The organism is Flavobacterium sp. PL02, assembly GCF_035013205.1.
GTDB lineage: Bacteria > Bacteroidota > Bacteroidia > Flavobacteriales > Flavobacteriaceae > Flavobacterium.
Genome location: NZ_JAYGJP010000004.1, coordinates 332,390 through 353,592 on the forward strand (window position 1 = coordinate 332,390; position 21,203 = coordinate 353,592).

Here is a 21,203-nt window from a genome sequence, read left to right on the forward strand (position 1 = left end):
AATAATTCAGCGTAAATCTATAAAACAGACATAGCGTAATATTAATAAATTATTAAATGACTAAACCACAAAAATATTGATAAAGGTTTAATCTTACTTTTGTAAGGGTCTTCTTTAACGATTTAAAATTACAATATGAGTTCTAATTTAGTAATAAGGTTAAGAGAGGGAGATGATTCCTGCTTCAAAGAAATTTATGATCTATATCATTATAAAGTTTTTTGTTTTATAAAAAAATATACGTCGCAGCTCGCAGATTCTGAAGATGTGACACAAAATGTATTTATTCACCTTTGGAAATATAGAGCCAAATTGGACCCAAATGTAAGCTTAGAAGCTATTTTGTTTAAAAGTTCAAAACAAGAGATATCGAAATGGTATAAAAAACAAAACAGAATCTTTTCTGTAGAAAATGACCAGTTAATTAAAGAACTCGATAGCGCATCTGAAACGGAAGATGATATAAGTTCTAAGCTAGAAAAAATAGAATACCTCCTGAATAAAATCCCTCCAAAAAGAAGGAAAATCTTCAATCTACATAAATTTGAAGATCTTAGTTATAAAGAAATAGCCGTAGAGATGGATATGTCGCCAAGCGCGGTTGCTAACCAAATCTCAAAGACCTTACAATTTCTTAAAAAGAATTCAGTACATAATCATGAATTATACTGGTTTGCATTATTTTTTATAAGTCAGCCAAGCTTGATAAATTGATTGGTGGTTTTCAATTAACAATTTTTGATTTCAGAACTCTGAAACCTCAAAAAATTGGATAATCTTACTATCTGCAACACTGAATCTTCAATGGCTAATCTTCAATCTCAAATCTCTTAACTTAATGACATTACAGTAGCTCGTTACTCTCTCTTTTTTCTTTTTGGCTAAGCTATTTTTGGTTTATCACTTCAAAAAAAATCCTCCTCAAATGGTTACTTAGATTAAGAAAACGTTAATAGTAATATCGCCCCATGATATTTGCCCGACTAGGAATCTAATGTAATTGAATTGATAAAATTCATGTATAATTTTCAATAGTAAACTTAATTGTAATGAGATCTAAAAAATTAAAAGAAGAATGGAACGCAATACCTAATAGAGGTATTCTTCCTGACCAAATTGCATCCCGAATGTGGGATAACATTCAGAGCGTTACAATTAATAAATACAAAAGCTTTTATAATTGGGTTGCAGCAGCGTGTGCAGTAATAATTTTGTCTTTTAGTGGATATCAGGTTTTTACTTCATCGCATAATGCTACAGTAGCAATTACTTCAACAAAAACATTTAACAAAGATATACGCCTGATAAGTTTACCTGATGGAACACGTGTATGGCTAAATCAAAATACTCTAATAGAATATCCAACAGAGTTTGCTAAAAATGAAAGAGCAGTAAAATTAACTGGTGAAGCTTTCTTTGAAGTTAAAAGAGATGTATCACGACCTTTTGTAATTACATCGGGAGCTATAAAAACGACTGTTTTAGGTACATCATTTAATATTAGTTCTTATGCTAACAAAGAACCTCAAGTAAATGTAAGAACTGGTAAAGTAAAAGTAGAAAGTAATCAGGATGTAGTTTTCTTGGTAAAAGGGGATAAGGCTATTTATAATAATGCTGATGCAAAAATTGAAAAGCAAAAAACTACTTTGCTTGAGCCTGAATGGAAAAAGGTTTTAATTTATGTAGATGGGTTAACTCTCGCACAAGTTATAGAGAAACTAAAACTTGACCATTCTTTTACGGTTGACTATCTAGAGGAAAATATAAAAGACCTTAAAATACAGGGAACCCTCGATACTAGACAAGGGTTTTATGAAATGCTTCAAACTGTAGCGTTTGCTCTGGAAATTAAAATAAGAACAACTGGCAAAGACACCTATCTCATAAGTAGATAATCCGTTCTACAGTTTTTTTAAACAGACTTTGACAGAAAGAATTCAGCAGTATTAAATCAATAAGAAAAATGATTTAATGGCTAGCTGCTGGGAAGCTATTAAAATTTTATAAAAATATTAACCATAAATCTCATATTAAAATAAATACCAATAACAAACTAACAATTATCAATTATGAACAATGATTACTCCAGGCAATTTGCCTTTTGGATTTTGTTTTTCGGATTATTCTTCGGAACAAACATTATTTACTCACAAACCGGAACAGTTTCGGTTGATTTTAAAAACTCTACACCACAAAAAATTATTGATAATTTAAAATCCAGAACTCCGTATCAATTTATTTATCAAAAAGATTTGGATCTAAGTTTACCTCTGGTTACACTAAAAAAAGAAAATGTTACAATTGATGAAATTTTAAATGATTTACAAAATCAGACAAATTTAAATTTCAGAAGAAATGAAAATAATATAGCTGTAAATAGTAAAGATTCGGGCAAAAAAAAAAAGAAGGGCAAAATCGTAGGTAAAGTTGTCGATGTAAATGGCCTTTCATTACCCGGAGTAAATATAAAAGTAACCCAACTGAGTTTGGGAGCACAATCGGATATTGATGGTAATTATGTTTTAGAATTAGAGCCTGGCGAATATACTATTGAGATTAGCGCCATTTCGTTTCAAACACAAAAAATTACTGGCGTAAAAGTGCTTGAAGGCGGCGAAACTCCTTTAGTAGTTTCATTAAAAGAAGATGCGCAATCGCTTAATGAAGTAATTATTATTCAGAATTATAAACAAGCAACAGCATCTGTTCAGGGCATGCTAATACAGCAAAAAAAAGCAGCACAATTTTCTGATGGAATTTCAGCAGAACAAATCGCAAGAACACCAGACAAAGATGTTGGTAGTGCGCTTAAACGTATCACGGGCGTAACAACAATTGATAATAAATATGTTGTAGTTCGTTCTATGGGAGAACGTTGGAACCAAGCTGTAATGGACGGAATCACGTTGCCAAGTACAGATGCATACCAACAAAACTTCTCTTTTGATATTATCCCGACTGCTATGGTAGAAAGTATAGTAGTTAGTAAGTCGGCAACGCCAGATATGTACGCTAATTTTGCAGGAGGATATGTTGAGATAAAAACAAAGGATATTCCTAAAGAAGATTTTACAAGTTTTTCGGTAAGTACATCGTATAACAGCCGAAGTGCTTTTAAAGAAAGACTTACCAAACAAGAAGGAGATTACGATTACCTAGGTTTTGATGACGGAAGACGTGATTATCCTAATATGTTACCTCTAGAGCCACCAACTAGTGAAGCAACCTCCGGCCCATTTATAGAACAGTCTAAAAAATTTACAGAAGATAATTTTTCTACCTATAAAACGTATGGTGCACCAGGAACTACATTACAATTTGCATTGGGGCGATCATATAATTTAAAAAATAACAATAAATGGGGATTTGTGGGATCCATACTTTTCAAGAATACACAAGAAAAAATAGACATCGAACATACACAAAGAGGAAGATTTATTGAAAACTCAAGATTTGCACAAGAAGGAGAAGGAGGAAGAGCATATTCGATTTTTGAAAAATATGGATTTAATAACTCAGGTGCAAATTATAATTATAATTCTACTTTGGGGGGAATGTTTAATGCTGCTATTCAGCTAGGTAAACATAAAATTACTACTCGTAACACCGCAATGCATATCTATAACAATCAATTGACTCAAATTACGGGTTGGGAAAAAGGGAATACTATTACCGGAATTATAGACGGTAGTGATCTTCCAACAACAATTGAAACTAATTATCCTATTTATACAACTTTTATTCAAAATAAAATTGAGGGAAATCATCGTTTTGATCAACTTGAGATTAATTGGTATACTAGTTATAGTAATATCACAAAAGACACAAAAGATGCTACTTTTCTACAAACCTCATATAAAAAAGTAGGAGACGATGTATTGGCTTATAATACAGTCTACAACAGCGGAAATAGATTACCATTTAGCAGGGACAATTATTCTAATGATGAAACGGATTATAACTGGGCTATTAATTTAAATTATTCTTTTGATTTAGGTGAAGTAAGCAAAAATGATATTAAAGCAGGTTATTTCGGAACATATAAAACAGCTACAAATCAGCAAAGATCGGCTAAACTTATAACTGTTGGACAAAAGAGTGAAACAGCTGAAATTTATATGCCGCTTTCAGAATTTTTGAATGGTTCGCAATATTATTATGGTGGTTTTGGCTGGGATGATTACGGAAAATATGGAGATAAATATGAAGGAGATGTAAAAGTACATTCCCCTTTTTTAATGCTCGATAATAAAATTGGTCGTTTTGTAAGACTCGTTTGGGGAGCAAGAGCCGAAAGTTATATTTATAGCGAAACATCGAATCAGTTTGAAGGTTCTGGCGTTTTTTCATTCATAAAAGAAGACAAAAAGTGGCAATTTTTACCATCCGCTAGTTTAACAATTAGTCCAACCAATAAAATGAATGTTAGAGTTGGATATAATAGATCTGTATTACGTCCTCAATTTTCGGAACGAGTAGGTACTCCGTATTATGATCCCATTCGTAACGCCAAAATTCTAAACTGGTCTGGAGGAATGATTTCTAGTGTATCTAATAATTATGATTTAAAATTAGAATGGTTTCCATCAGGTGGTGAAATTTTGTCTTTTGGAGTTTATCATAAAGATATTAAGGATCCTATAGAAGCTATTGGTACTGTAAACGGAAACTCAGGTATTATTTATAATCTTAATTCTTATAACGCCAAACTGTGGGGGATAGAAGCGGAATTTTATAAAAATCTTACTTTTTTAGGAGAAGGACCAATTTTAGAAAAATTATTCGTTTCAGGAAATGTTTCTATTAATGATACAAAAGTAACATCATACGTACGTATAGATGGTGAGGGTGGACTTTATGAGGCTAACAGACCGCTTTACGGACAATCACCTTATACCTATAATTTAGGATTAGACTATATAGGAGACCGCATGGGATTTAGTGTGAGGCAAAATGGAATTGGTGACCAATATATTTTGGTAGGATTTGAATATTCCAGAGAAGAAATCAGAATGCCTTATGCTGTAACTGATGCTCAGGTAAGTTATAAGTTTTTTAAAGAAAAAAATCTGGAATTAAAATGCAGTATAAAAAACATGTTTGATGCTGGTATTCAAACCTATAATAATGCTAATAGCTATTCACATCTTGAAGATTTTTCGATGGGGAGTAATCCTAGAAGCCAATTTTCATTAGGAGCCAATGCTAGTAAAAAATATGATGAAGACATAGATCAGGTTATGTTTAAAGCTTGGAGCGGTAGAACTATAAGTGTATCAGTTAATTATTCGTTTTAAGTGAGATTTTTATCAAAAAACTAAGGAAAGATATTTTGCTGCTCTTTCTAAGGTTTCTTCTTAAGAGCGGCAAATATCTAATAAATATACTTTTATGAAAAAATTACTTCTATGCGCAATGATAGCTCTATCGGTGAGCTCTTGCCAAAACAATGATGATGCTGTTGACTCCTCTTTTTCTATGAAAGCTTCTGGAGCAGATTACACAGGATATCCAGCAACGGTGCAAACTGTAAGTGGCGCAATTACAACCAATACTACCTGGACAAACGACAGAGTATGGGAAATTAGCGGAATTGTTACTGTAAAAAATGGAGCAACCCTAACCATTCAGGCAGGCACATTTATTAAAGCAAAATATTTAGGAAGTTATGTAGCAACAGGAGTGCTTGTCATTACTAAAACGGGAAAGATTGATGTACAGGGAACTGCAACTGCTCCAGTAATTTTTACAAGTTATAATTTATTAGATGGCAACGCCAATACTGTAGCAGTTCCTGGGGATTTTGGAGGTGTAGCAATATTAGGAGATGCAAGAATTAATACTTTCTCTACTACAAATGCTGTCGAAGGATTAGATGACCAACCTACTTGGTCTGATTTTTATTATGGAGGAGCCAATGATACTCATAATTCAGGAGCTTTACATTATGTACGAATCGAATTTGCAGGAAGGCTTATAGATTCAAATTACGGATTAAGCGCATTAACATTTGCAGGGGTAGGTAGCAGTACTATAGTAGATCATGTTCAGGTATCTTATTCTAAAGATGATTCTATAGAGTTTTTTGGAGGAACGGTTAATGCAAGCCATTTGGTATCTTTTGCTCCAGATGATGATAATTTTGATTTTAATTTAGGATATAGAGGAACTATTACAAAAGCTATTGCAATTGCTGACAGTAATTCAACTCACAGTTTAAGCGGAGGAAAACCTGATTCTAATGGAATCGAATTAGATAACAACCCAAATGGACAAGCAACAGCACTTATTACACGTCCGGTTATTTCACAAATGTCTATTATTGGAGTTAGCTCTAATACAGTAGCAGATTTGTACGAAAATGCTATTCACGTACGTAGAGCGGGTAACATAAGCCTTACAGATGTTACCGTTACAGGATACAACAGAGGTATTAACTGGGAATCTCCTTCGGTTCCTAGCAATTCTTCTTATTTAAGAATTTCTATCCACGGATTTGATAACCCAATATTGCCAGTTGGAACAACTATTACAGGCATAGGTTCTAGTACTTCTGTAGTAGATCCAGCTACAAAATGGAACCTTCTACAGCCTTTCTTTAACAATGGAACATTAAATTTTGCAGGCGCAACAGGTGCATTTAAAACAGAAGCTGTCTGGACAAACACTTGGACCAAGTTTATAAACTTTTAATTTCAATAATCAACTTATAATAATTATTAAAATACACATTAATAATCAATTACATATTTTAACCTAAAGTATAACAGCACATTAAAATTTCTGAATATTAAGAAACCGTTAACAATAAAATCAGGCATGATATTTTGGTTTTTCAAAATCTAATATAAGTAGTTGTAAGTATTGAATTTGATTTTTGTTTTAATGCATTAAGCAAAAAAATGACGAAATACTTTATATGGTCTTTTAGAATTTTAAACAATAAAATTTTTAAAAGAATGAAAAGATAACCTTTTGTTGCGGTAAAAAATCCTAAGAGCAAAAGATGGAAATAGTAGGTACAAAATCCGATGGTAAAGCGGGGAAATTATAAAAAAATCTTTACCAAAAAAGAGAAAGACCTGAGGAAAGATATTTTGCTGCTCTCTCCAAAGGCCTAGATTGTAATAGCGGCAAATATAGCAATAATTAAATTATTTATGAAAAAATTTTTTCTATTCGCAATGGTAGCTCTAGTTGTGAGCTCTTGCCAAAATGATGATTCATCTACAGATTCTTCTTTTTCTATGAAAGCTTCTGGAGCAGATTACACAGGGTATCCAGCAGCAGTTCAAACGGTAAGTGGTGCTATAACAACCAATACTACCTGGACAAACGATAGAGTATGGGAAATTGATGGAGTTATTACTGTAAAGGGCGGTGCTAAACTTACTATTCAGCCAGGTACTTATATTAAAGCTAAGCCACTTGCTGCTGGTGTAGCTACAGGAGTTCTTGTAATTACAAAAACGGGACAAATAGATGCGCAGGGAACTGCAACTGCTCCGGTAATTTTTACAAGTTATAATTTATTAGATGGTAACGCAAATACAGGAGCAGCTCCTGGAGATTTTGGAGGTATAGTACTTTTAGGAGATGCAGAAGTTAACACTGGTTCAGTTACTAATATCGTTGAAGGATTAGATGATCAGCCTAATTTTACTGAATTCTATTATGGAGGTACAAATAATGCTCATAGTGCAGGAGCATTAAACTATGTACGTATCGAATTTGCAGGACGTATCTTAGATACTGATGTTGAAATTAATGGTCTTACACTTGCAGGAGTAGGTAGCGGAACTGTAGTTGATCACATCCAGGTATCATACGGTAAAGATGATTCATTTGAATTCTTTGGTGGTAAAGTAGATGCTAGTCACTTAGTTTCATTTGCACCAGATGATGACAACTTCGATTTCGATTTTGGTTACACTGGAAAGATCACAAAAGCAATTGCAATTGCAGATAGTAATTCAACTCACAGTTTAAGCGGAGGAAAACCAGATTCTAATGGTATAGAATTAGACAATAATGCAACAGGAACTGTTACTACAATTATTACACGTCCTGTTATTTCTCAATTATCAATTATCGGAGTTAGCTCAAATACAGTAGCAGATTTATATGAAAACGCTATTCACGTACGTAGAGCAGGTAACATCAGCCTTACAGATGTTACAGTTACAGGATACAACAGAGGTATCAACTGGGAATCTCCTTCAGTTCCAACTGGTTCTTCATACTTAAGAATATCAATCCACGGATTTGATAACCCATTATTACCAGTAGGAACAACTATTACTGGTGCAGGTACAAGTACTTCTATAGCAGATCCAGCTACAAAATGGGCTCTTAGCCAACCATTCTTTAATGATGGAGCGTTAAACTTTACAGGTACTACAGGTGCATTCAAAACTGAATCTAACTGGACTGGAACTTGGACAAAGTTTACAAATTTTTAATTGCATTAGGTTAATTATTAAAATTCTACATGGGCAGTACTAAGCTGCCCATGTTTTTAAAAAACTAAAAAAATGAAAAAAAATCTACTTTTATTATTACTTATCATGGTTACAGGAACATCATTTGCTCAATATACAATTTGGGAAGATGATTTTGATGATGCCGATGCTTCAGACTGGACTTTATTGGACAAAGACGGAAATGGAAGCAATTGGAACGCCAAAAAAAATTTAAAATGGGATAATGCTTTAGGTGGAGTAGATGGCACTATTGATGTTTTAGCAACTTATAATATCGATTTTGCAACTGGAGCACAATTAGAAAACTTAGAAGATAATTTAGCAATATCACCTCTTTTGGATATCTCTTTTTACTCAGGAAAAATTAACCTGATACTAAATGCACAAACTAGTATTTATGATGGCAATCAGGATTTATTTGTATATGGATCTACATCTCCTGATCCAGCTTCATTTGCACTCTTAGGAACAGTTACATTAGAAAGAGCAAACCCTGATGATGCTGTATTTAAAGATTATATTGTTGATATTTCACAATTTTCTGGTAAACCAGCAGTATATATTGCTTTAGGGAATAACACAACAACTGGTTTTATAGGTTATGAAATCGATAAAATTTCGGTTACAGCAGAATCATTGCTAGGTGTAGATGAATCAGAATTAAAAGCACAGGTTTGCAAATTAAAACAAAATCCAGTTGAAGGAAATTTACAATTAGAATTAGGAGAAGAATTTAAGACTGAAAAAACAACTTTAAAAATTTACAATACAAGCGGAATGTTAGTTGCAGCATCTGCATATAAAGAAGAAGGTATAGCAGTAGATAATTTATCACAAGGCGTATATTTTCTTTTAGTAACCAACAATAACATTTCTAAAAAATTAAAATTCATTAAAAAATAATATTAGAGAAAGTTTTCGCGCTTTTCAGATAAACAGAGTTTCTACAATAAAAAAACAAATATGAAGAATACAGTAACAAGAGCATTATTTTTTACGATTACAATGGCTTTTTTTGGATCTTGTGCCAATGATGAGCTAACACCTTATTATAGCAATGAAACCAACCAACCAGGAAAAGTAGTTATAGTAGGTTATAGCGCTTTAGCAGATTCCATTCAGATAACTGCAAATGGTAAACTGATTGAAATAGGGAAGGATAAAAAAACTGCCTTTGCAAAAAAAATCGAAAAAGAGTATGAATTTGTTTATTACGGAAACGCTGAGAAGACTTTAGAAATTACAAATAAAGTAACAAAAGAGTTATTATGTACGTATCGTTTTAACTCTAAAACACCTATTGATACACTTTCTTTTTTTGCTAAAGAAAACATTTGGATTGATAAAATTACATCCATAAAACCAGGTGTATTAAGCAAACCAAGTAATAGTGGCTTTAAATTTATTTTCCCATCCAAAAACAAATATTCGAATAGTGGATACGAAGGAAAGCTCGACGGAATTATCCGTAAAATTAACGGCCAGGTTCTGGGAGTTGTCGAGAATATTGATAAAGATAAATTTAGTTCGTTTATAGAGTTTCCTTTTAGTTCACCACCTACAATCATAATGGAACTAGTAAAACATGGCACAACAGAATCTTACATTACAGGAAAAAAAGTTACTGTTATGATGACTATGTCGGTAAATAAATCACGATTAATTGTACTCGATGAAAAGAAAGATGCAAGCGGCGCATTTTCAGGAGTAGAGGGAACTTTAAATTTAGTTGATTTTTTTACTTTTAAATAGTTAATAAATAAACCTACACTTATAAATTTCAAGCATAAAATATGAAACGCCCCTTTATTTTTATTACCTACTTATCTTTTTTTCTATGGTGTTTATTTATTTCCTGTACGCCAGATGATCATTCGACGCAAGTCTATAATGAAGGGACCAACGAATATGTAAATGAATGGATGTACCAACAAATGAAAAAATATTATCGCTGGAATGAAACTATGCCAGCCCAAGGCGATTTGTCGGCTGCTCCAAAAGAGTACTTCGCAAAACTGTTACAGAAAGATGATATTTTTTCTTATGCATTACATCCTGCATTACCAGATACAGCACCTCAAAGTCTAAGAAGAAAATTTGGTTTTGATGTAAGCTTTGTTGAGTTTGAGGGAAAATACTATGGTATTGTATTATACGTATTAGAAGATTCTCCAGCCAAAAATAACGGACTGCAAAGAGGAAATCTTATTACTCAGATAAACGGGACAGATCTTAATCAGGGTAATTATGATCGTATGTATACAAACATGATAGCGTCGTCCCAATTAAGCTTACGTATAAACTCTTATACAGTGCAATTAGGTTTTTCTAAAACAAAAGATGTTACTTTATCATCAGGGCTCACTTTTTTACAACCTATATCATATCAAATAATTACTGATAAAAACATAAAAATAGGATATGTTCAAATTCCACATTTTGATGTTGGACAATCACAACAAATCTTGCAAATTTTTCAGGATCTAAAAAGTAAATCAATAACAGAACTCGTTCTGGATCTACGATATAATGGAGGAGGAGATATCGCATCGGCAACAGCACTTAGTATTGCCATAGCTCCAAATGTTCGTGCCAATGATCTTTTTATAAAATTTGAAGGAAATAAAAATGGAGGTAATGTAGATCAATCCTTTAAGCAGGCATTAGAAAGTAATGAATCTAAAATAAGTTTTGAAGCATTACAAAATGCGCATCCTCTCATTAATAGAGTATATATATTATGCGGAAATCGTACAGCATCTGCTTCAGAATTAATCATAAATAATCTGAAACCGTATATGGATGTAATTACCATTGGCGATAAAACCTTTGGTAAAGATGTAGCGGGATTTCCTATAGAAGATAATCGAATTACAGGAACTAAAGGTTGGGTATTATATCCTTCAATCTATAAATTATTTAATGCTAAACATGAAGGTAATTATTCAAAGGGAATAAACCCATTGATATATTCAGATGAACTACAAGAACTCGAAGTCTTTCCTTTAGGCAACCGTTCTGAAGTTCTGTTGAGTGCAGTATTAGGAAAAATATCGGGAAATGTAAGCAAAAGAGAGAGCACAAAATTGCGATTGTTGCCTACATCCAGAATTTATACCGATATAGATCCCTTATTGCGGTTTACGCCTTAAATTCTAGTTTTATAAAAAAAATAAAGCAACCATATAAGTGATGTAAGTCTATTTAAGTGAAGTGTACAAAAACGTATATTCTCTTAAATGACTTATATGGTTTAAAAAGGTTAACCATGTAAGTTATGTAAGTCTATTTAAGCGAAGTATGCAAAACTTACATTTTCTTAAATGACTTATATGGTTAAAAAAGGTTAACCATGTAAGTTATATAAGTCCATTTAAGCAAAGTGTGCAAAAACTTATAGTTAAGGTTTATATAGCTAAAACAATTATATCGTTTATCAATATTTAGATTACCATATTATGCAAGGAATAAACTCAAGAGAGCATCGAATTTTGCTAACAGCATTTCATAAATTTGAATATCTGTCTAAGATATCCCAAAATAAAATCGAAGAAACTGAAGACGAAAAGACGCGAAAAGCCATGGAAGAGCTTGACGCGCTGTACGATAAGTTTCAGTTATTATATGTTGAACTCGAGAAATGCACCAAAGCTTATGAGTTCAAAAAGAAATCAGTACGCAGCATTATCAATAAAAGCATGCGAAGATTAGTTCCTGAGGTACAAAAAAGGAATTAATTTAGTTAGAAATATTTCCTAAAATATTCAAAAGCCTGACATCACTGTCGGGCTTTACTGTTTATATAACCAAAAGAAACAAATGTTTACATCTATGCAACTTTTGCGATTTCCTATGCTTAATTGTTTTATCAAACTTATCAATAATTCTACATTTCTTAAACTAAGCAATAAAGTTATTATTGAATAATCCCCAGTAAACACTCCATAATTCAAGATTTCTTAACGAATAATTAAGAAAATAGACGCTTTAAGTTTTCATTTTTTTAACAATTAGATAAAATCATTTTTTTTACTATTTATAAAATTGAATGTTTATTTGCATAGTAAAATTTAATATTTGTAAACATTTGAATTATGAAAACAATATATAAGGTATTTATTATCTTTTCGATTACACTACTAGCGCAAAAAATTACTGCACAAAAAGCAACAATTAGCGGAACGGTTACAGATGCACAATCTCCATTGCCTGGAGCAACTATTACATTATCTAATAAACAAAATGCTACAACCGATTTTAGCGGAGAGTTTACTATTAATGATGTAAGATCTGGAAGCTTAGAATTGCAAATTTCTTATATAGGTTATGAAGTAAAAATTATTAAAATTGAAATAAAAGATAATCAGCGATTGAATTTAGGAATCATTTCTTTAAAGACAAATTCAAAAGAATTAAATGAAGTTGTAGTAAGCGGAATGAGTCTTCGCAATAGCGAGGCAAGAGCGCTAAATATGCAAAAAAAATCCATGAGTATCGTAAATGTAATTGCTGCTGATGGAATAGGAAAGTTACCAGATCGTAATGCTGCCGAAACTGTACAACGTATGTCGGGAGTTTCTATCGAAAAAGATCAGGGCGAAGGACGTTTCGTTTCCGTGAGAGGTTTACCACCTTTTTGGTCATCAACTACAATAAACGGAAACAGAATTCCAACAGCCGAAGAAGAAACTACTTCCAGAGCTACAGCTTTTGATTTTTTCCCATCAGACCTTATCGCTTATGTTGAAGCTACAAAAGCAATCACACCCGATATGGATGGAGATGCCATTGGCGGAAGCGTAAATTTTACCACACAAACTGCACCAACCAAAAAAACATTTAAAGTAAGTATTTTCAGTGGATACAATCAAAAATCGGATAAAGGAATCTATAGTGGTTCGCTTACTATTGGTGATAAAAGTAAAAATGGAAAATTCGGATACATTATAAACGCTACTTATTGGGACAGAAACTGGGCTACAGATAATTATGAAGCCAGAAGAAATGGAGATCAGGGTGTTTATCGCTTAGAATTAAGAGATTATACAGGAGTTAGAAAAACTACAGGTTTAAATGGTGCTATGGAATTTAACCCATCATCCAGAGATAAAATATTCTTGAAAGCAACTTATGGAGGACTTTCTGATAAAGAAACTCATTACAAACACCGCATTAGATTTGATAAATTTAACTCTGCTACAAATGCTTTAACTGTTGAACAACAAGATATTCACAATGAATTAATTACACAATTTATAGGTATTGATTTAGGAGGAAAACATCAGTTGGCGAATGGAAATTTAGATTGGAGTTTGGCTTCTTATAGAAATAGTTTTAAATATGGTAACATACCAACTGCAGAAAACAATAGTTATTTTTTAATTCAGTTCAATCAAACTGGAGTTGGTGTTAAACCAGAATACTTTAATACAGTACCACTAGCCAGTGGTGGTGCAGGAGGGCCTAGAGCATATTGGGCAGCAGATGGAGGAATGCTGGATCCTAATAATCCAAAATCGATATTTGATTTCTATTCAGATCCAAATTTTAAAACTGACCCTACAAAAATGAAGTTTTCTACTTTAGAATTATATAAAATTACCATTACGGAAAGAGATAATATTATTGCTGCTGCAAACTACGAGCACATTTTTAATGAAGATCTTAAAATTAAATTTGGTGTAAAACTAACTGACAAAGATCGTATTGCAACTTTTAGAGATGAATATTACAATTGGACAGGATCACCAACACCATTTTTATCAGACTATAGTCAGGATTTAATTAATCAGCCTGGCGGAACAGATTATTTAAGAAAAGAAATTGGAACTAATATAGGAAATAGTTTTGGTCCGGTTTTGTCTGCCAACGGAATGAACAATTTATATAATTCTTCGCAAGGTAATTTAGTTTTAAACCCTGCAGATTCTCAAATTCCAGAATTAGGAAAAGGATTAGGAAGAAACTTTAATGTAGGCGAAACTACTTCATCTGCATACGCAATGTCAACTTACTCAATATCTGATAAATTAACAGTTTTAGGAGGAGTTCGAGTAACTAATACCATTACACAAGTTACAGGTAAAACAGTTGAAAACAATGTTGTTGTTGATGCTAAAAACACAAAAAGTTATACATCTGTACTTCCGATGCTTCATTTAAAATATACTCCAATTGAGAATTTAAATCTTCGTTTTGCAACTACAAGAACATTTGCCAGACCAAATTTTGGAGATATTTCGCCAGCAGGTTCATTAAATACAATTGATGGTGAATATGCAGGTGGTAACCCAAATTTAAATCCAACCTATTCTTGGAACTTTGATTTATTGGGAGAATATTTCCTGGATGAAGTAGGGGTAATCAACGCTGGAGTGTTTTACAAATCAATCACCGATCCAATTTTTGATGATACGTATCAAGGTACAATAAATGGAATTCCTAATATAGAAATCAGTTCTCCTACAAATGGTGGAAATGCGTGGATTGGCGGAATCGAATTCGGAATCACAAAACGTTTTAGTTTCTTACCTGGATTCTTAAAATATTTTGGAACTCAGATAAATGCGACATTAATGAACTCTGAAATGACTTTAGGAGAAAATACAAATAATCCTAACGGAAGAAAAGTTTCGACTCCATACCAAGCCAAAGAGTTATACAATGTACAATTGTTCTACGAAAAAGGAGGTTTTAATGCCAGAGCAGCATTTAATCATAAAGGTGCGTATGCAATTGGGTTTGATGCCAATGCAAAAAACACAGACATAAACGACATTTATTATGGTAAATACAATTCTCTAGACTTCTCAGCTTCTTATAGAATTGGCGAACATTTTACTCTTTTTACAGATGTAAACAACATCTTAAACGAGCCATTAATGTATCATTTTGGTGAAACTCCAAACAGACCTAAACAAGTAGAATACTATGGTGCAAGATTCAATTTAGGTCTTAAATATAATTTATAGACAACATTATGTTAACCAATGAGATTTTAAATTAAAAGATTTTTGAGTACTGACTAACGCTTTTTGAATTTGCATGAATAAATAATTAAGAATATTCATTTTATAGAATTTCACACATCTGCAATCAAAAAACGTTAGTCAAAAATCTTAAATATTTTTTATCATTTCTTACTCTAATAACAATGAACTAATGTCAAAAAAAGCATCCAATTTTCGATTTATATTAAAGACATCAATAGCAGCTTTTGGCACCTACTTTTGTATGTATGCGTTCAGGAAACCCTTTACAGTAGCAACATTTGATAATTTATCCTTTTGGGGAATTGATTATAAAATACTACTTATTTTAGCACAGGTTTTAGGTTATACATGTTCTAAATTTTTAGGAATTAAAATCATATCCGAATTAAAATCATCCAAAAGAACCTTTTATCTTATTGGTTTTATACTAATATCTGAATTGGCATTACTTGGCTTTGCAGTAACACCAGCTCCATATAATATCTTGTTTTTATTTATAAACGGATTGCCATTAGGAATGATCTGGGGAATTGTTTTCTCTTATATCGAAGGTCGAAAAGTAACTGAATTACTTGGCGTTATACTATGTTCTAGTTTTATAGTTTCTTCTGGCGCAGCAAAATCTGTGGGTTTATTTGTTCTGAAAGTTTTGGGTTGTAATGAATTCTGGATGCCGTTTGTATCAGGCTTAATTTTTATTATTCCATTAATAATATTTTCTCTTTTTCTGGAAAAAATTCCAAATCCAACAACAGAGGATTTAGCCTTACGTTCTAAACGAAAACCATTAAAAAGAAAAGAGCGCATTTTATTATTCAACCAATTTGCTTTTCCATTAACTATTATAATAATTTTCTATGCAATGCTTACTGCAATGCGGGAATTCAGAGATAATTTTGCCAGAGAATTATGGGATACTTTGGGGTATAAAGAAAGTATTTCTATTTATATGTACTCAGAAATTCCCATTGCAATATCAGTTCTTGTGATTCTAGGCTTTTTAGGGAGTATGAAAAACAACTACAAAGCATTCAAAAATTATCATTTGGTATTGTTTTTAGGTTCATTACTTATTGGAGTAACTACATTTTTATTCCAAAAAAATATGATAACACCATTACCGTGGATGATTGCATCAGGTTTCGGGATTTATGTGTGTTACATTCCTTTCAACGGTTTATTTTTTGAAAGGATGATAGCAACGTATAAAATAAAGGGAAATGCAGGATTCTTGATTTATATAGCCGATGCTTTTGGCTACTTAGGAAGCGTCTTAGTCTTGCTATTTAAAAATTTTGGTAACAAGGATATTTCTCTGCTTAGCTTTTTTACCACTTGTATTTATCTCTTGTCGTTTATAGGAATATTAACAACGGTATTGTCCTATAATTACTTTAAACGCAAATTCAAAAAAACATTCAAAATCATTGTTGCTCCTTTATATTCTTAAATAAAAGCAGCACATCTATATAAAAATAAAACAAACACACATGAAAGATAAATATGATTTAATCATAGTAGGATCAGGGGTTTTAGGCACATTTCATGCCTATCATGCCTTGAGAAAAGGAATGTCGGTTGCTATACTCGAAAAAAACACTAAACCAGAAGGAGCAACAGTAAGAAACTTTGGTCAGGTAGTTCCATCGGGAATGGACCGAAAATGGCAGAATTTCGGTAAAGAAAGCCTAAAAATATACAACGAAATTCAGGATAAATTCGATATCAATCTACGCCAAAACGGAACGGTATATTTAGCTTCAAATGAGGAAGAAATGCAACTTATAGAAGAGTTGTGCCAAATTAACGCTGCCAATGATTACGAATCAGAATTACTGACTAAAAGCCAATGTTTATCTAAATACCCAGGATTACGTTCTGATTATTGCAAAGGCGGTTTGTTTTTTCCTCAGGAAGTTACGGTCGAGCCCAATACAATGATTCATAAGCTTCATGAATATATGATAGCTCATTTAGGATTAGATTTATACACCAATACTACGGTTGTCGCTACTGAGGATCACACTAATGAAGTAGTTGCAACGACTTCATTAGGAATAGAATATAAGGCTTCTAAAGTCATTATTTGTAACGGAAGTGACTTTAAAATATTATATCCGGAAATTTATAATAATAGCGATTTGATAGTTTCTAAACTTCAGATGTTGCAAACAAAACCTCAAAACAATTATAAATTAGATGGCTCAATTTTAACGGGATTAACGATAAGAAGATACGAATCTTTTGAGGAATGTCCTTCCTATCAAGCAATCAAAGCTAAAGAAGACCCTAATAGTTTTGAGAAAAAATATGGTGTTCATATCTTATTTAAACAAGCTATGGATGGCTCCGTAATTCTAGGAGATTCACATGAATATGCTAGTGCAAAAGAGATAGATACACTAGGATTTGATTTGAATATGGACATAGATAATTTTATGATTGAAGAAGCTAAAAAAATTATTGATTTACCCACTTACGAAATCCAAAGCAGATGGTTTGGAATGTATTCTCAATGCAAAACCAAAGATATTTTTGAACACACGATTGGCAATAACATCCACATTATAACAGGAATTGGAGGAAAAGGAATGACAGGAAGTGCAGGATTTGCAAAGCACAATATCGATAAAATTTTTAATACTTAAGTTCTGTATTGAAAAATATAACCACAGATTTTAAAAAGATTGAACCATTAAGAAATTAAGAAAAATTAAGTATTGTTTTTTAATCTGTAATGCTAAAAATATTAAAAATCTGCTTGATCTGCATAATCTGCGAGAAAAAATATCGCACAGATTTAAAAAAATTGAACCATTAAGAGATTAGAAAAATTAAGTCTCGCTTCTTAATCTGTAATGATGAAAATATTAAAAATCTGCATAATCTGCGAGAAAAAATATCGCACAGATAAAAAAATGAACCATTAAGAGATTAAGAAAAATTAAGTATTGCAAACTTGAATTGTCTATAATGGAACGCGGATGATACGGATTTACAAAAGTAAAGCCGCAGATTAAAACTGATTTAAAAATAATCAAAAGAAAATCCGTTTAATCCGTGTTTTCGCCTTAGCGAATCCGCATAATCCGCGTTCCTTCGACAAAGAGTCAGATAGCATTGAAAATATAAAATGGTAAAAAAATAAATAATACACACAAAATGAAAATTAATGAAATTGAAATGGTTGTTTTTGATATGGCAGGAACAACAATTAATGAGCAAAATATAGTTTATAAATCTTTACATAAATCCATTAACAAATTTGGTATTGATGTTTCTCTGGAACTGGTCTTATCGATAGGAGCAGGGAAAGAAAAGTATCAGGCAATAAAAGATATTTTGGCACATATAAACAATACAGATGAAGAAAAAGCCAAAACAATATTTGAATATTTTAAAGAACTATTAGACCAGGAATATCTTACTGCTCCAGTTTCTCCAATTGATGGTGTAGAAAAAACACTTAGCAATCTTAAAAAAGACGGCATAAAAATAGTCCTAAATACAGGATATAACAGTAAAGTTGCCAATGTTTTATTAGAAAAATTAAACTGGAAAAAAGGCGAACAATACGATGCATTAATAACTGCAGATGATGTTGAGCGCGGACGTCCTTATCCCGATATGATAATTAAAGCAATGCAATTGTTTGAAATTACAGATGCCTCAAAAGTATTAAAAGCTGGAGATTCGGCAATAGATATCAATGAAGGAAAAAATGCTGAATGCGGAATTACCATTGGAGTTTTATCGGGTGCACAAACGAGAGAACAATTAGAAAATGCAAAACCAGATTATATATTACCCTCTTTGGCTTCATTATACAGCATTTTTAATTAAGTAAAACTTGTTGTAGCTAAAAAGAGTTTCACACAGTAATTAATATAGTAACCCCTAAAACAATTAAATAAAATGAAAAAATTTTTAAAGTTTAGTTATGTTACCATTCTTGCAGGTATGTTTTTGACCATTTCCTGTACTAAAGAATCTTTACAAGAAGAACCAGCAAATTTAGCTGCAAATGCAAAATCAGTAAAAACTACAAAATTAACTGGCGGAGTAAAAAAGTTACTTATTATAGGTATTGACGGCTGTAGAGGAGATGCCTTAATGGGAGCAAACACGCCAAATGTACATGGCTTACTCAGTAACTCGGTTTATAGTCTTGATGCCTTAACCGAATCTCCAACCTGGAGTGGGAACGGCTGGTCTACAATGCTAAGCGGGGTTACACATTTAAAACATAAGGTTACAGATAATTCTTTTTTGACTCCTAATTTTACAACATATCCAAGTTTTTTAAAACGTCTTGAAACGTATAATTCTACGTTAAAAACCATGTCTATAGTGCACTGGGCTCCAATTAACACTTATATTGTTGATGGAATTGATGTCGAAAAAACGCTTACAACCGATCTAGCTGTAAAAAACGAAGTAGTAAGTGCGCTTACAAATGATAATCCAGATGCGTTATTCATGCATTTTGATGATGTAGATCATGCAGGACACAGCTACGGATTCTCTTTAAATGTTCCTAAATACAAAGCCTCAATAGAAACTACGGATGCTTATATTGGAGAAATCCTGACAGCCTTAAAGAATAGACCTAATTATGCCAATGAAGATTGGTTGGTTATTATTGCACCTGATCATGGCGGAATAGTAACGGGCTCTAGCGGATCTCATGGCGGTTCATCTTACGAAGAAAGAAATATTTTTACAATTTTCAATAATAAAAACTTTGCAGCCAATAAAATTGAAAAAGCAGCAGATGTGACAACATCAATAACTGGATCATTTGCAAATTTTAATTCCAATGCAATTTATGCGAGTACAAATAATGCACTTTATAATTTTGGTACTTCAAGCTTTACAATTGAGTGTCGAGTTAAAACTTCGGGTTATTCAAGTGATCCGTCTCTGGTTTCAAATAAAAACTGGGCTAGTGGTAAAAATCGTGGATTTGTAATTTCGGCAAATACAGGTGGAAGTTGGAAAGTAAATATTGGTGATACTCAAAATCGTGTTGATATATCAGGAGGAGTAATTAAAGATGGTAAATGGCATCATTTAACTTTAGTAGTTGATCGTGCAGCAAAATTGGTAAAAACATATCAGGATGGTGCATTTGTAGGACAGGCAACTATTATTAACGGATTTGGAAGTTTAACCTCAGGATTACCTTTAGCAATTGGTCAGGACGGAACATTGGCTTACCCTGCAAATGTAAACGGAAATATTGCCGAAGTACGTGTATGGAACAAGGCTTTATCCGAAGCTGCAATCTTAAACTATACCTGTTCATCTATAACAAGTTCACATCCCGATTATGCTAACCTTATAGGATACTGGAAAGGAAATACGGGTTCTGGAAACGTTTTTATAGATTCTAGTTCTAATGCCATTTCAATTCCTTTTGCAAACAATCCAACTTGGGTTTCAAGTACAGCTTCTTTAAAATGTGGAAGTACTGCAGAAACAGTTGTTCCAAAAATGGTAGATATAGCTTATTCTTCGCTTGAATGGTTTGGTGTGCCAATTAATTCAGCTTGGTCACTAGATGGACGCTCTTGGCTTCCTGCAGCAAACTAATATAAATAGTGTTTTTTGTTTTTTTTTTGAAAGGTTATCTCCATTTTGGAGGTAGCCTTTTTAAATTTTTACTTAACCACAAAGTTCGCAAAGCTAGGATTATTTAACTTTGCGAAAAACTTTGCGCCCT

14 protein-coding genes are annotated in these 21,203 nt (G+C 32.5%); all 14 read left to right on the forward strand.

The genetic code is table 11. The annotated features are described in order from the left end of the window. Window positions 1-135 precede the first annotated feature (135 nt). The 14 genes from SHI72_RS14755 (at window position 136) to SHI72_RS14820 (ending at window position 21,073) form a co-directional block, all read left to right on the forward strand. Complete coding sequence (locus SHI72_RS14755; RefSeq protein ID WP_323490451.1) at window positions 136-714, forward strand: RNA polymerase sigma factor; 579 nt, start codon at window positions 136-138, stop codon at window positions 712-714. A 335-nt stretch (window positions 715-1,049) separates the two neighbouring features. After that, window positions 1,050-1,898, forward strand: a complete 849-nt coding sequence (locus SHI72_RS14760) for a FecR family protein (RefSeq protein ID WP_323490452.1) — start codon at window positions 1,050-1,052, stop codon at window positions 1,896-1,898. A gap of 174 nt (window positions 1,899-2,072) precedes the next feature. Beyond that, a complete protein-coding gene (locus SHI72_RS14765) occupies window positions 2,073-5,300 on the forward strand; it encodes a TonB-dependent receptor (protein WP_323490453.1) in 3,228 nt (1,075 codons plus the stop codon). A gap of 94 nt (window positions 5,301-5,394) precedes the next feature. Continuing rightward, window positions 5,395-6,696, forward strand: a complete 1,302-nt coding sequence (locus tag SHI72_RS14770; RefSeq protein WP_323490454.1) for a hypothetical protein — start codon at window positions 5,395-5,397, stop codon at window positions 6,694-6,696. A gap of 467 nt (window positions 6,697-7,163) precedes the next feature. Next, window positions 7,164-8,465, forward strand: a complete 1,302-nt coding sequence (locus tag SHI72_RS14775; RefSeq protein ID WP_323490455.1) for a hypothetical protein — start codon at window positions 7,164-7,166, stop codon at window positions 8,463-8,465. 72 nt (window positions 8,466-8,537) lie between these two features. Then, the gene (locus SHI72_RS14780) at window positions 8,538-9,389 is read left to right on the forward strand and encodes a T9SS type A sorting domain-containing protein (RefSeq protein ID WP_086894281.1); all 852 of its coding nucleotides are present in this window, start codon (window positions 8,538-8,540) and stop codon (window positions 9,387-9,389) included. Window positions 9,390-9,449: 60 nt separating this feature from the next. Next, the gene (locus SHI72_RS14785; protein ID WP_323490456.1) at window positions 9,450-10,238 is read left to right on the forward strand and encodes a hypothetical protein; all 789 of its coding nucleotides are present in this window, start codon (window positions 9,450-9,452) and stop codon (window positions 10,236-10,238) included. A 41-nt stretch (window positions 10,239-10,279) separates the two neighbouring features. Next, the gene (locus SHI72_RS14790; RefSeq protein WP_323490457.1) at window positions 10,280-11,638 is read left to right on the forward strand and encodes a S41 family peptidase; all 1,359 of its coding nucleotides are present in this window, start codon (window positions 10,280-10,282) and stop codon (window positions 11,636-11,638) included. 306 nt (window positions 11,639-11,944) lie between these two features. Beyond that, window positions 11,945-12,223, forward strand: coding sequence for a hypothetical protein (locus tag SHI72_RS14795; RefSeq protein WP_323490458.1), 279 nt, complete (start codon window positions 11,945-11,947; stop codon window positions 12,221-12,223). Between the two features lie 357 nt (window positions 12,224-12,580). After that, window positions 12,581-15,457, forward strand: coding sequence for a TonB-dependent receptor (locus SHI72_RS14800; protein WP_323490459.1), 2,877 nt, complete (start codon window positions 12,581-12,583; stop codon window positions 15,455-15,457). 190 nt (window positions 15,458-15,647) lie between these two features. Next, window positions 15,648-16,928, forward strand: coding sequence for a DUF5690 family protein (locus tag SHI72_RS14805; protein WP_323490460.1), 1,281 nt, complete (start codon window positions 15,648-15,650; stop codon window positions 16,926-16,928). A 40-nt stretch (window positions 16,929-16,968) separates the two neighbouring features. Continuing rightward, on the forward strand, window positions 16,969-18,126 hold the full coding sequence (locus tag SHI72_RS14810) for a TIGR03364 family FAD-dependent oxidoreductase (protein ID WP_323490461.1): 1,158 nt from the start codon (window positions 16,969-16,971) through the stop codon (window positions 18,124-18,126). Window positions 18,127-18,640: 514 nt separating this feature from the next. Beyond that, the gene (locus SHI72_RS14815) at window positions 18,641-19,321 is read left to right on the forward strand and encodes a phosphonatase-like hydrolase (protein WP_323490462.1); all 681 of its coding nucleotides are present in this window, start codon (window positions 18,641-18,643) and stop codon (window positions 19,319-19,321) included. A gap of 72 nt (window positions 19,322-19,393) precedes the next feature. Beyond that, window positions 19,394-21,073: a DUF4983 domain-containing protein gene (locus tag SHI72_RS14820; RefSeq protein ID WP_323490463.1), complete on the forward strand. Its 1,680-nt coding sequence runs from the start codon at window positions 19,394-19,396 to the stop codon at window positions 21,071-21,073. Window positions 21,074-21,203 lie beyond the last annotated feature (130 nt).